9 protein-coding genes are annotated in these 14,449 nt (G+C 32.3%); 3 read left to right on the forward strand and 6 right to left on the reverse strand.

The window, feature by feature from the left end; all coding sequences use genetic code 11:
* The first annotated feature begins 5 nt into the window (after positions 1-5).
* Positions 6-2,057: a ComEC/Rec2 family competence protein gene (locus OS188_RS02790; RefSeq protein ID WP_267147296.1), complete on the forward strand. Its 2,052-nt coding sequence runs from the start codon at positions 6-8 to the stop codon at positions 2,055-2,057.
* On the opposite strand, the gene OS188_RS02795 is transcribed toward OS188_RS02790, so the two are convergent.
* The 4 genes from OS188_RS02795 to OS188_RS02810 form a co-directional block, all read right to left on the reverse strand.
* Positions 2,054-2,599: a thioredoxin family protein gene (locus OS188_RS02795; RefSeq protein ID WP_267147297.1), complete on the reverse strand. Its 546-nt coding sequence runs from the start codon at positions 2,597-2,599 to the stop codon at positions 2,054-2,056. The genes OS188_RS02790 and OS188_RS02795 overlap by 4 nt on opposite strands.
* 218 nt (positions 2,600-2,817) lie before the next feature.
* Complete coding sequence (locus tag OS188_RS02800) at positions 2,818-4,605, reverse strand: peptide MFS transporter (protein WP_267147298.1); 1,788 nt, start codon at positions 4,603-4,605, stop codon at positions 2,818-2,820.
* Between the two features lie 33 nt (positions 4,606-4,638).
* Positions 4,639-6,162, reverse strand: a complete 1,524-nt coding sequence (locus OS188_RS02805; protein ID WP_267147499.1) for a peptide MFS transporter — start codon at positions 6,160-6,162, stop codon at positions 4,639-4,641.
* A 111-nt stretch (positions 6,163-6,273) separates the two neighbouring features.
* Complete coding sequence (locus OS188_RS02810; RefSeq protein ID WP_267147299.1) at positions 6,274-8,463, reverse strand: S9 family peptidase; 2,190 nt, start codon at positions 8,461-8,463, stop codon at positions 6,274-6,276.
* 149 nt (positions 8,464-8,612) lie between these two features.
* Between OS188_RS02810 and OS188_RS02815 the strand changes: the two genes are divergently transcribed.
* Both OS188_RS02815 and OS188_RS02820 read left to right on the forward strand, forming a co-directional pair.
* Entirely contained in the window at positions 8,613-9,932 is a 1,320-nt protein-coding gene (locus OS188_RS02815; RefSeq protein WP_267147300.1) for a hydroxymethylglutaryl-CoA reductase, degradative, read from the forward strand.
* 14 nt (positions 9,933-9,946) lie between these two features.
* Complete coding sequence (locus tag OS188_RS02820; protein WP_267147301.1) at positions 9,947-10,858, forward strand: GYDIA family GHMP kinase; 912 nt, start codon at positions 9,947-9,949, stop codon at positions 10,856-10,858.
* Between the two features lie 73 nt (positions 10,859-10,931).
* Here the strand turns inward: OS188_RS02820 and OS188_RS02825 are convergent, their stop codons facing one another.
* A complete protein-coding gene (locus OS188_RS02825) occupies positions 10,932-13,058 on the reverse strand; it encodes a peptidylprolyl isomerase (RefSeq protein ID WP_267147302.1) in 2,127 nt (708 codons plus the stop codon).
* Between the two features lie 100 nt (positions 13,059-13,158).
* Entirely contained in the window at positions 13,159-14,448 is a 1,290-nt protein-coding gene (locus OS188_RS02830) for a hemolysin family protein (RefSeq protein ID WP_267147303.1), read from the reverse strand.
* Position 14,449: the final 1 nt, after the last annotated feature.

The following is a 14,449-nucleotide window of genomic DNA, read 5'->3' on the forward strand; positions in this document are numbered from 1 at the left end:
CTTATGTGAAACTACTTGACTTTATTATCATTAAGCTAACCATTTGTTTGGTTACGGGCATTTTATTGGCTAGATTTTTCGATATTCCTCTACTGTTTTCTGCTAAAGTTACTGGAACACTTTTCACTTTATTAACGCTTGTATATTTTATTTCAAAACCTCGTTTAGAAAAGACGATTTGGTTTGGAGTTATAGCATATATTACGATGACATCATTAGGTGTTCTGATTTCGAACATCCACAATCAAAAAAATCATAAAAACCATTATACCAACAATTCAGAATTTGTTCAAGACAGTCTTCTAACAGTAACTCTTAAAGTTTCAAACAGCTTAAAACCAAACAAGTTCAACGACAGATATGTGGTTAATATACTAAAAATCAATCAGGTCCCAGTCGAAGGCTTATCCTTATTAAATATTAGAAAAGATAGCCTAAACCCAGTGTTTGCCGTAGACGATATTCTGATTGTAAAAACAAAAATACACCCTATTAAAGCTCCTTTAAATCCAGATCAATTTAACTTTAAAAAATTTCTGGAGAACAAATACATTTATTCTCAAATATATCTACCGTATGAGCAAGTTTTTATTTCAGAAAAAAAGAGATTTACAGTGTATGGGTATGCAGACGCCATTAGAAAACATATAAATACCAAACTCCAAAGTCACAATTTTAAACCCGATGAACTAGCCATAATAAATGCCTTACTCTTAGGACAGAGACAAGGATTAAGCGAAGACATTTACAACGATTATAAAAACGCTGGATCCATACATATTCTAGCTGTGTCTGGTTTGCATGTGGGTATTATTTTATTATTTCTAAACTTCTTATTTAAACCTATAGAGTATATAAAGCATGGCCGTATCTATAAAATTATCTTAATTATTATATGCTTATGGATTTTTGCTGTAATAACGGGACTATCTGCTTCTGTTCTAAGAGCTGCACTCATGTTTAGCTTTGTTGCAGTTGCTATGAATATAAATAGACCAAGAAATACCATAAATATATTAGTTGCTTCAGCTTTTGTTTTATTAATGTTTAATCCCAACCTACTTTTTGATGTTGGTTTTCAGTTAAGTTATTTGGCCGTAATTGCTATTGTTACTATTTATCCTATATTATATAGTTTTTGGCATCCAAAATATTGGTTAGCAGATAAATTTTGGCAAGCGTTTATTGTATCCATTGCGGCTCAATTTGGTGTTTTACCCATTAGTATCTATTACTTCCATCAGGTCCCTGGTTTATTTTTCCTTTCTAATGTTATTGCCATTCCTTTTCTAGGTTTTATTCTAGGGTTTGGGATAATAGTAATTATTTTATCAACTATAAATCTACTTCCTGACTTTCTATCTACATCTTACGGAAAGATAATTGAACTTATGAATGGTTTTTTCAAATGGATTGCAAAACAAGAAACCTTTTTGATTCAGGATATTCCTTTTAACATTTTTCAGGTTATAGCCAGCTATATTTTAATAATTAGTGTTTACCAACTCTATATGAAGAAAAGTTATAAGCAAGTCTTATACGTATTTACTGCTATTTTAATAGGTCAGTTTGTTCTTATTACCACCAAGTATTCTACAGAAACAAAGGAACAATTTGTGGTATTCCATAAAGGATCTTCCACTCTATTAGGAGTTCATAAAGGGAGAAAATTACAATTACAACTTAGAATAATTGACACTACAGAGGCCAATAGCACTATGATTACTAATTATACCACTAGCAATTATATTTCAGACATCCAAGTAGACAGCTTACAGACTTTATATAAAATAGACACTAAATGGTTATTGGTTGTAGATAGTCTGGGAGTTTATGATATAAAATCATTAAATCCAAAATATGTATTACTCAGTAACTCTCCTAAACTTAACTTAAAAAGGTTAATAGACTCTTTACAACCGCAAGTAATTATTGCAGATGGGAGCAATTACAAATCTTATATGCAACGTTGGGAAGCTACTTGTAAAAAACAAAAGCTCCTTTTTCATCAAACTAATAAAAAAGGAGCTTTCGTTATTCCTCTAAAGGCAGATTAGTTAGAGAACTCAGGTTTAAAGGCATTAGAATATGCCGTGAAATCTTGTTGAGTTTTCATATCTACATGTTTATCTTCCTTAAACAATTTTAAATACAGTTCTAATTGTTGAGGTGTTTTATACCCAATCACTGGTGTTAAAAACTCAGCTTGTTCGTCTAAAATTAAAATAGTTGGATAAGATCTTACACTAAAATACGCAGACAATTGATGTTGCGAATTACGCCTGTTTTTATTTGCTGGATTATATCCTGGATTGGTAAAAGTATTCCCTTTAAAATTAATGGTTTCGTTTCCTTCAGCATTAAATTTCACTGCATAATAATACTTATTTACATAAGCTGCCACATCTTTATTCTGAAAGGTGTTTTTATCTAACATCTTACATGGACCGCACCAATTAGTATAGGCATCAATCATTATTTTTTTTGGATTTTTCTTCTGAAGCTCTACAGCCTTTTCTAATGTTATCCAATTAATTTCTTGAGCAGATATGCTGGTTGCAACTAATATTAAAGCGATTAGGGGGAGTATTTTTTTCATTTTTTAATTTATTTTAATATCTCAAATTGAAGCTATTCTCAAAATTTAAAACTTCATGTTAAACTTAGTCGTTACTTCTTGAAATACTTACTTAATTTAAAAAGTAATTTTTCAAACATATAAATTTTAAGTATATCCTTTTCAAAAATTGTTCCTAAAATATAAAAAACACTTCAATACTGAAGTGTTTTTTTATATTATTTTATGTTTTTACTCTATTAACGCACTCCGTGCATTAAACGTTTTAGAAGCGGATTCAATGCCATAGAAATAAGCCCTACAATTACAGGAATTACAGCAAAGATTAAGAAAAATGTTCCTAAAGAATATTGTTCTGATATTTTATCAATCATTCCTCCCATAGTATTTGCCGCTTTTTGACCTACTGCAATAGCTAGATACCAAACTCCAAACATAAAACCAATCATTCTAGCTGGCACGAGTTTACTAAGGTATGACAGTCCTAATGGAGATAAGCATAATTCGCCCATAGTATGAAACAAGTATGCAAGTATTAAAAATATCATACTTACTGAGGCTGTTTTAGCACCTGGAGGAATATCTGTTGCACCATAAGACAAAATAGCAAAACCAAGACCTAATAGTACTAATCCAATACCGTATTTCATTGCAGCACTCGGATTGTATTTACTTTCCCACCATTTAGAAAATATAGGCGCCAAAGTAATTATAAAAAACGAGTTAAGAATTCCAAACCAGGTAGCATCTACTGTCATTTCTGTTTGGCTAAACTTATCGAATAAACGGAAAATAACTAGACCCCATACTAATGCGAATGCAATAGCTAGTACTATGTTTGAAGCTCCAATTTTTGTGAATGTCTTCTTGAATATAAGAGCAATTACATAGGTTATAATAATTAGCGGGATTGTAGTTAACAAGCCATCGATTATCTTGAATATAGTTGCGGTATTTCCAGTCAGACTTCTATCAGTATAATCATTGGCAAACAAGGTCATTGACCCTAGAGATTGCTCAAAAAAGGCAAAGAAAAATACTGTAAAAAGAGCAAATATTGTAACCGCGATCAGTCTATCTCTTACTATTGGTAAATAACGTGCAATACGTGTTATCAATAAAACAAGAAACATAGCTAAAGCAGCTAGAACCACTATATTTGTACCGCTCATTCCGCCAATTTCAAAAGGCACTAAAGATTTAGAATAGATAGTTTCTAAGGGATCATTAAAAAGATAAAGTAACCCTCCTATAGACGATAAAGCGATTAACAAGTAATCAAATTTTGTAAATGGATTAAGCTTGATTTCAGCTTTCAACTCCTCTTCTACTTCTTCAGGATCTGTTGAATCTACATTATGAGATAATACAACCTCTTCTTTTCTAGCTGGTTTATCCCCAATTTTTCCAAATATTTTATGAGCCAAGATAAATTGAAGCATTCCCAAAAGCATAAAAATTCCTGCTAGACCAAAACCCCAATGCCATCCATAATTTTCAGCTAAATACCCACAAAGCATCATTCCAAAGAAAGCTCCAGCATTAACACCCATATAGAAAATAGTGTAAGCTCCATCTTTTTTGGACTCTCTAGTTTTATACATTTCGGATATAATGGAAGTAATATTCGGTTTAAAGAAACCAGTTCCAATAACCAATAAAGCTAAACCAATATAAAATGTTAGCGTGGTATCAAAAGCCATGGCCGCATGACCTAGAGTCATAACCAAACAACCAATAATTACCGCAATACGATAACCTGTAATTTTATCTGCAATCCAACCTCCAACAATTGGTGTTAAATATAACAGTGATGCGTAAGTTCCTATTAATGATAACGCATGCTCACGTGGCCAATCCCATCCAGGATTATCACTCACCATTGGTGCTGTTAAAAATAAAATTAGAAGGATACGCATTCCATAGAAAGAAAAGCGCTCCCACATTTCTGTGAAAAACAGGATAAATAACCCGACTGGATGCCCTAGTACGGTGTCTTTAAATAGATTTTCAATATCTGTATTCATTGCAATAAGTATTTAATTGGTTAATTACTAATATTAATTAATTCCGTGCATCATTTTCTTCAATTTCGGATTTATAATCAATAGGACTACTGCCGCAAAAATTGGTATAGATGCAATAATTAAGAAGAAGGTAGACATAGAATACGTTTGCGAAATTTTATCAATATATGAACCTGTCATTCCTGCAATAAAGTTGGCAATTGCCGAAGCTGTAAACCAAAGTCCAAACAGCAAACCTGCCAAACGTTTGGGCGACAATTTAGATACATAAGACAGTCCTACTGGAGACAAGCATAACTCTCCCGTTGTATGAAAGAAATAGGCCATAATTAACCAAACCATACTTACAGATGCGCTAGTTGCGCCTTGAGGAATACTATTAGAACCTATAGAAAGTACCACAAACCCAAGTCCTACTAATGCCAGTCCCATTGCAAATTTAATTGGACCAGAAGGATTCCATACTTTTTCCCACATTTTACTAAATGAAGAAGCTAAGGTGATAATAAAAAAGGAGTTTAGAATTTGAAACCAAGAAACCGTAACTTCTGTTTGCTCTAGACTGAATTCTCTATACACTTTCCAGCCTCCTAAAATCCAAATAATAACAAATGAAATTGCTGTAAAAATAATTGTTAGTGGATATTTTTTATATATTTTCTTACCTAAGCCGAACAGTACCCAGGTAACTATTAAAATTGGGAAAATTGTTAAAATAGCATCCACCCATTTAAAAATAACTCCGGAATTCCCTTCTAAAACTCTCTGTGTATAATCTTTAGCAAAAACGGTCATAGATCCACCTGCTTGTTCAAAAGCAAAAAAGAAAAATATACTTGCAACCATTAATACTCCAACAACCACTAATCTATCTCTAACAATATTTGCTGGAATTTCAATTTCGTCTTCGTCATCTGCAATTTTTTCTAAATCCTGCTCTAGTTGTTTTTTAGGTGTTTCACCTATAGAACCGAATATATTACCTGCAAAATAGAATTGTAACATTCCGAAAAGCATAAATACACCAGCCAATCCAAATCCATAATGCCATCCTATTTTTTCTCCAATATATCCACAAAGTAACATTCCTAAAAATGCACCCGCATTAATACCCATATAAAAAATAGTATAACCTGCATCTTTTTTAGAACTTGAATCTGGATATAAATTTCCTACCATAGAAGAAATATTCGGCTTAAATAAACCGTTACCTAAAATCATCATAACAAGTCCTGCATAGAAAAAATTAGGACTAAACCCTTCTAAAGCCATAGATGCATGCCCTAAAGTCATAATTAAAGCACCTAATAAAATGGCTTTTCTAAAGCCAGTAAACTTATCTGCTAATAAACCTCCTAATAGGGGCGTTAAATAAACCAAACCAGTATACCAAGCATAAAGCTGCATTGCATCGGCATTAGACCATTCCCAACCTCCTTTAGCTATTTCTGTTATTAAAAATACTGTTAACAATGCTCGCATTCCGTAATAACTGAAACGTTCCCACATTTCTGTAAAAAATAAAATGAACAGTCCTGCTGGATGTCCCATTACCATAACGTCATCAACACCTTTTTTATCAAGGTGCTTGATTAAAGCTGGATCATTTTCTTGGCTCATAAGTTTAGTTTTTAGGTTTATTATATTTTAGTTAGTTCAATTTTACTTTTAATTAGTTTTATCTCCTATAGTTTGATTTATAAAATCTGTCATTTTAGTGTATAAATGTAATCTCGTATTTCCTCCATAAATACCATGGTTTTTGTCTGGATAAATCATCCATTCAAATTGTTTATTGGCTTGAACCAAGGCTTCAACCATTCTCATGGTGTTCTGAACATGTACATTATCGTCTGAAGACCCATGAATTAGTAAAAAGTCGCCTTTTAATTTATCCACATGATTTATTGGCGAATTATCGTCGTAACCACTTGGGTTTTCTTGCGGGGTTGTCATATAACGTTCTGTATAAACAGAATCGTAAAAACGCCAGCTAGTAACAGGAGCTACAGCAATAGCCATTTTAAACACATCGTTCCCCTTGAAAAGTGCATTACTGCTCATAAAACCACCATAACTCCAGCCCCAAATTCCCATTCTAGATGCATCTATATATGGTAATTCACCTAATTGTTTAGCCGCATCAATCTGGTCTTCAACTTCAAATTTACCAAGTTCTTTTTGAGTAACTTTTTTAAAATCAGCTCCTTTATACCCAGTTCCTCTTCCATCTACACAGGCCACAATATAGCCTTTTTGCGCTAAGTATTGATACCAATAATCATTTGCTCCACCCCAACTGTTAGATACACTTTGAGATCCTGGCCCAGAATACTGATACATAAATAATGGATACTCCTTAGTCTCATCAAAATTAGCAGGTTTTATCATCCACATATTTAAATCATTTCCATTAATACGAATGGTACTAAACTCTTTTGGAGACATTTTATATGCTGCTAGTTTTTGCAATAGTTTATCATTATCCTTTATACTTTTAATTAATTTACCTGATTTGGCATTGTTTAGAGTAAAAGTTGGAGGCGTTGAAACATTTGAGAAAGAATTAATAAAATAAGAGAAATCTGCACTAAAAGAAGCTCTATTAGATCCTTCCCCTTTTGTTAGTTGCTCTTTATCTCTTCCATTAAGTTTTATGCTGTAAACTGCTCTATTTATAGAACCATTTTCGGTAGATTGGTAGAATATTCTATCGTGTTTCTCATCGTAACCATAATAACTAGTTACTTCCCAATTTCCTTTAGTTACTTGATTCAGTAATTTTCCGTTTTTAGAATAATGATATATATGATTATTACCATCTTTTTCTGAAGTCCAAATAAAGCTATTGTCTTCTAAAAAAGTTAAATCGTCTGTAACATCTACATACGCATTATCTCTTTCTTCTAAAGCTAATTCTGCGGTGTTCTTATTGGCATCTATCAGCCATAAGTCTAATTCATTTTGATGTCTGTTTAAGTATTGAGCACTTAACACATCCGGATTATTAGTCCATTTAATTCTTGGAATATAAAAATCGTGATATTCTTTATTTACTTTTACATCAGACAGCTTATCTGTTTTTAGATTGTATAAATGAAGAGATACTAATGCATTTGCTTCTCCGGCTTTAGGGTATTTAAACACATCTTGAGTTGGATACAAGTCTTTACCATAAATATCCATGGAGAATTCTGGAACAAGTGTTTCGTCGAAACGAATAAAAGCTATTTTATTACTAGCTGCATTCCATTGAAAAGCTCTAACAAAACCAAATTCTTCTTCGTAAACCCAGTCTGTAATACCATTGATTATTTTATTTTCTTCGCCATCAAAAGTAATTTGAGTTGTTTTTCCAGAGTTTAAATCTTTTACAAACAAGTTGTTGCTATATCCATAAGCTATTTTTGTTCCATCTGGTGAAAAGGTTGGCTCTTGAATTTTTTCTTCAGCAACTAGAGTCAGTTTTTCAGTTTTTGTATTAAAGACATAATATATCCCTAAGGTCGAACGTCTAAAAATAGGTGTTACATCTGTAGCTAGAAGGATTTTATTTTCGTCTTCACTAAAAGTATAATTGGTAAAATAAGTTATATCCTCTAAATTTTTAGAATTAACTAAGGTTTTTACTTTCTTCAAAGTTTTATAATCGTAAACATCAATCGCCGTTACTCCGGAGTTTCTATCAAAGTCAAGAACAGAGTATTGCTGTCCGTTTTTCATAGAATGTAAAGCGTCCATACCTTCGGTTCTAAAGGTACCATTCCAAATTTCTTCTAAAGTAATTTCTTTGTTTTGGGCTGATGTAAAGAGAGTTGCTAAAAAGCAAAACAAAAGTAGATGTCTTGTAAATTTCATTAAAAAAGTTTTTTCAAAAAAAATATTGTCAAGTTTACTAAAAATTAAGCAAAAAACACCAAATATTAACAGTTAAATAGGCTTTTAAAATGTATTGCGCACAAAAATAATTACAAGAAGAGTATCTTTGTATTCCAATTTAAATTTTCATGAGTAAATCTATAACAGGCTTTTCTAAACTTTCTAAATCACATAAAATCGATTGGATAGTTTCCACTTATTTCAATAACAATCCTGATACTAAAAATATCATTGAACAATATTGGAATTCAAATTTTAAATTACAACAACTCCATGACGAGTTTATAGAAAATACCATTACCAATTATTATTTACCATTTGGAGTAGCGCCAAACTTTTTAATAAATGGAAAAATGCATGCTATTCCAATGGCAATTGAAGAGAGTTCTGTAGTTGCTGCCGCGAGTAAAGCTGCTAAATTCTGGTCTGAGAGAGGTGGATTTAAAGCTGAAGTATTATCCACTACGAAAATAGGGCAAGTTCATTTTATGTTTCATGGGGATTTCAAGATTTTACAAAACTATTTTAAAACTGTAAAACCTAAGCTTATTGAAGCCACAAAACCCATAACAAAAAACATGGAAAAACGTGGGGGTGGAATTATAGATATAGAGTTACGCGATAAAACCGAAAGTCTAGAAGGTTATTATCAACTACATGCCACTTTTGAAACTTTGGATGCTATGGGCGCCAATTTTATCAACTCTTGTTTAGAGCAATTTGCTAAAACCTTTAGAGAAGAAGCTCTCGTTTTTAGTGCCTTTTCTAAAAAAGAAAAGAATATTGAAATTATTATGAGTATTCTTTCTAATTATGTACCCGATTGTTTGGTAAGAGCGGAAGTAAGTTGCCCTGTTAAAGATTTAACCGAAAACCCTTCTATAAACCCAGAAGAATTTGCTAATAAATTTCTTCAGGCTGTTAGAATTGCTGAAGTAGAACCCTTCCGAGCGGTAACGCACAATAAAGGAATAATGAACGGTATAGACGCCGTAGTTTTAGCCACTGGAAACGATTTTAGAGCTGTAGAGGCTGGTGTACACGCCTATGCTTCCAGAAATGGAACCTACAGTAGTCTTACCCATGCAAAAATTGAAAATGGCATCTTTTATTTTTGGATTGAAATTCCTTTAGCACTTGGAACCGTGGGGGGCTTAACAAGCTTACATCCATTGGTAAAATTAGCTTTAGAATTACTACACGAGCCATCTGCAAAAGAACTCATGCAAATTGTAGCTGTAGCTGGGTTGGCACAAAATTTTGGAGCCTTGCGTTCTTTAACAACGTCTGGAATTCAAGAAGGCCATATGAAAATGCATTTGATGAATATCTTAAATCAGTTTGAAGCCACTGAAGAAGAGAAAGTCACTCTTATTCAATATTTTAAAACACATACAGCAACACATAGCTCTGTTGTTCAAGCGATAAAAAACTTAAGAAAAAAGTAAATTTAAGTGTAAATATGCAGGCCGAAACATATTATAGTAACGGAAAATTATTACTAACAGGGGAATATGTAGTTCTGGATGGCGCTTTATCTTTAGCTATACCTACCGCTCAAGGTCAGTATTTAGAAGTAAGAAAAACTAATGAATCTAAAATTAACTGGAAGAGTTTAGACTATACAAATAAGCTCTGGTTTGAAGCCACATTGACTCTACAAGATATAATTGCGGGAGCTCCTAATATGTCCGATGACAAATCAATTAGGTTATTTGAAATATTACAAACTGCAAAACAGCTCAATCCAAATTTTTTAAAGGATGGATATCATGTTGAAACCAAATTGACTTTTCCTCAATCATGGGGCTTAGGCTCATCTTCTACCCTAATTAATAATATAGCAAATTGGGCTAAAGTAGATGCTTACCAGCTTTTAGCAAAGACTTTTGGAGGTTCTGGTTACGATATTGCTTGCGCAGAAAACAATAAACCCATAACCTATCAATTAAGCAATAATAAACATAGGGAAATTAAAGAAGTAACTTTTAATCCCACATTCAAAGGAGCTCTATATTTTGTATACTTAAATAAAAAGCAAAATAGCCGTGAAGGAATTGCACAATACAAGTCTAATAAAACTAATAAAACCAAAGCAATAAAAGAGATTAGCGAAATAACTAGCTCTTTGATAAATTGCAACAATCTAAAGGAATTTAATATCCTATTAGACAATCATGAGCATTTAATATCTAAAATTATTCATCAATCTCCTGTTAAGGAAAGATTGTTTTCAGATTTTAAAGGTTCTATAAAAAGTCTTGGAGCCTGGGGAGGAGATTTTGTTTTAGCAACATCAGAAGGGAATCCTAGATCCTATTTTAATAACAAAGGCTATGATACTATTATTCCATATACTGAAATGATTAAATAATCTTATATACTTAAAACGAAAAAAGCTTCACAGATCTGTGAAGCTTTTTTTATATCTATAATAAGAAGAAATCTTATTGAACTGTATTTGCTCTATTGTCTTCAATTTCTGAAGCTTCTTTTAAAGCATCGTATAGTTTGGTATTTACTTTTGCCGTTTTTGCACTTCCAATTTGATTTGCAAATCCTTGATAGTTATCCATTTCTGGAGCAGGAGTTCTTTTGGTAACTTGAATCATATAAACACCTTTTTCTCCTTCAATTAATTTTGAAGTTTCACCTTCATTTAATCCAAAAGCAGTTCCAACAACAACACCTTCTTTACCGGCACCAGAAATAGTTGGATTTTTCATATTGATAGCTAGAGCAGTTTTAACAGTTTGGTTTTCACCAGAAGCTACATCTTCAACCGTTGTTGCAGAAATTCTATCCATTATTAATTTAGCTTTCTTTTCTTTTCTAATAGCAGGTAAGGCTGTAACAGAAGCTTGTTCTGAATTCATTAAACCTTCAGGATTAGATGCTGTAACTTGAACAATAGCATAACCTCCATTTAAGTTAAAACGTTTAGCTGCTCCTACTTTAGTACCTTCTTCAAAAGCCCAACGTACAATAGGTCTCTGGTTTCCTAAACCTGGAATATTTTCATCTAAAAGCTTAATTCCATTTATAGGACGTACAGTTAATTCTTTCTCTTTTGCAACAGTTTCAAAATCACCTTTTTCAATAGCAATTTCGAAATTAGAAGCATCCCTAAACACTTGATTAATGGTTGTTTCAGACGGTTCAATCTCTCTAGCAATAGTAGCTACTTTTATAGCACGTTGCTTAGCAGTTTGTCCTTCAATTTCTATAATGTGAAATCCGAAAGCAGTTTGAACCACATCCATATCCCCTACATTATTTTCGAATGCAAAATCTCTAAACTCTTCTACCATGGCGTTGTAAGGGAAGTAATCGTAACTTCCTCCATTTTCAACACTTCCTTGATCTGAAGAATATGTTGTTACAAATTCACCAAATCTCGATTTATCCTTTTTCAAGATAGTTAATAAACTATCTGCCGTTTTCTTAGCATCAGCTTCAGACTGTGTTACATCTGGTTGCGCACTTGCAGCACCAACAAAAGGTATTAAAATATGTCTTGCTTTAACGGAGTCTGGCATTTGAACAGCAGCAACCACTTTAGTTAACTTAATATAGTTTTGATCTTTATAAGGTCCGTAAACCTGACCAGTATTTAATTTAAAAATAGTATCAGCAACAGCCGTAGGTAAACCTGATTTAAATACGAAACGATCTTCAAATTTAATATCAGAATTTGAATTTACAAAAGCCTTATTATTTGTAACCTGAGCAAATCCTTTAACTGTATCGTTAGTTTTGCTAACCTCGTTATAAACAACTTGATCTTTCAATAAATCTGATAAATCTTGTTTGATGTTATTTTCATCTTCTGCCGTAGCAACTTCTCTAAACTCTACATAACGTATATCTCTAGAAGCTTCAACTTCGTATTGCTTTTTGTGCTTTTTGATATATGAAGAAATTTCAGACTTAGAAACAGGTACTGTACTATCAGAAATAGACGTATAAGGAACTTGAACGTATTTTATATCTACAGTTTCACTCTGCAAGGTGTGTTCTAATTTTCCTTCAGCCAAAGTTCCAGTCATTCCTGCTTTAACCATATTAAAGTAGTCTTGCTGTAAAGCACTTACTCCAATACTATTTTCGTAATCAACCCATTGTTTATATGCAACAGCCGATGTTTCTTTTAAGTTTGCAATGTATTCGTTTAATTTGTTCTCGTCAAAAAGTCCTACTTCATTTTGAAACTCTGGGCTATTAGCTAAGTTGGTTCTTAACAAATCTCTCATTTGATCCTTTTGAACATCTAGACCTAATTCTTCAAATTGTGTTTCTAAAACAGCTTGTCTTACTTCTTGATCCCACACTCTGTTCATAGCTTGAGTACTTGTTCCGTTAGGACCAAGTTGTCTCTGCGCTACTTCCACTTTTTGCATAAAATCTTCACGGGTAATATCTTTTCCGTTAATTGTTGCAACAATATTTTGGGATTTTCCAACTAATGCATCTGTATTTCTAAACAAATCTCCAATTACAAAAGAGAATAACGCTAACGCAATCACTATGATTAAGAAAAGTCCACGTTGTCTAATTTTATTTAAAACTGCCATTTTTTATTTCTATAGATTATAAATTATCGAGCGCGAAAATACCATTTTCTATTTAATAATAAAAGTAGAATTACGCATTAATTATATTAAGATTAGGATTTTAATCGACCTCAAGTATTTTAAGTTCCACTAAATCGATTTTTGTATTGGAGACTTCAAGGATGTTAAACTGAAAATTATCAATTTTAACTATGTCATTTTGTTGAGGAATTTCTTCCGTGAAGTCGACAATTAGACCACCAAGAGTTTCATAGTTTTCGCTATCGGGTAAGTTAAGTTTAAAGGTTTCGTTTAAATAATCCACCTCTAACCTTGCCGAAAATCTATATACATCTTCTTCCAATCTTTCTTCAATTAGAAGCATGGTATCATGTTCGTCTTCAATTTCACCAAAAAGCTCTTCCACGATATCTTCTACTGTTAAGATTCCTGAAGTACCGCCATATTCGTCTAAAACTACAGCCATACTTTTTCGTTTCTTAATTAGAGTACTTAAAATATCTTTGATTAGCATAGTTTCTGGAACAAACTCTATGGGAACCAGAATGGATTTTAAAGTTTTTGGTTTTTTAAAAAGCTCAAAGGAATGCACGTATCCTAAAATATCGTCTATAGTATCTTTATATATTAATATTTTAGAATATCCAGTCTCGGTAAAAAGGGAATTAAGGTTTTTTGAGGTCTCTGTTACGTCTACAGCTGTAATTTCCGTTCGTGGCACCATTACTTCTCTAGCTTTTACTTCTGAAAATTCTAGAGCGTTTTGAAAGATTTGAATTTCGGAATCAACATCGTCACTTTCTTCAACAGATTCCATTTGTTCGCTTATATAATTTCCTAATTCTACTTTTGAAAATGCCAATTGTATTTGATCTCCTTCTGTTTTAAAGAATTTCTTTAAAATAAAATCTGAAATCCAAATAACAAAATCTGAAATATAACTAAAAAGGATATAGAAAAAATATGCCGGAAGAGCTAAAAGTTTTAGTAGTGAATTGGCATAAATTTGAAAAAACACTTTAGGTAAAAACTCTGCAGTTATTAAAATAACTAAAGTTGAGATAACGGTTTGAGTTAACAAACTAAAATCTATAAGTAGAAAATTAACAATTTTTGAATCTGAAGGCAAAAAGGTATGAAACCAGTTTACCAGCAAATTTCCCATAAAAAGACCATAAATTACCAAAGCAATATTGTTTCCAATAAGCATTGTGGCAATAAACTTGGAAGGTTTTGCTGTTAATCTTGTTAGTATTTTTGCCAAAATCCCTTGTTGCTTTTTTTCAATTTCTATGTGAATTTTATTAGAAGACACATAAGCAATCTCCATTCCGGAAAAAAAAGCAGAAAGAATTAAGGAAGCTATAATAATTATAACATCTGGACTCATT

This window comes from Xanthomarina sp. F1114, from assembly GCF_026410255.1.
Classification (GTDB): Bacteria; Bacteroidota; Bacteroidia; order Flavobacteriales; family Flavobacteriaceae; genus Xanthomarina.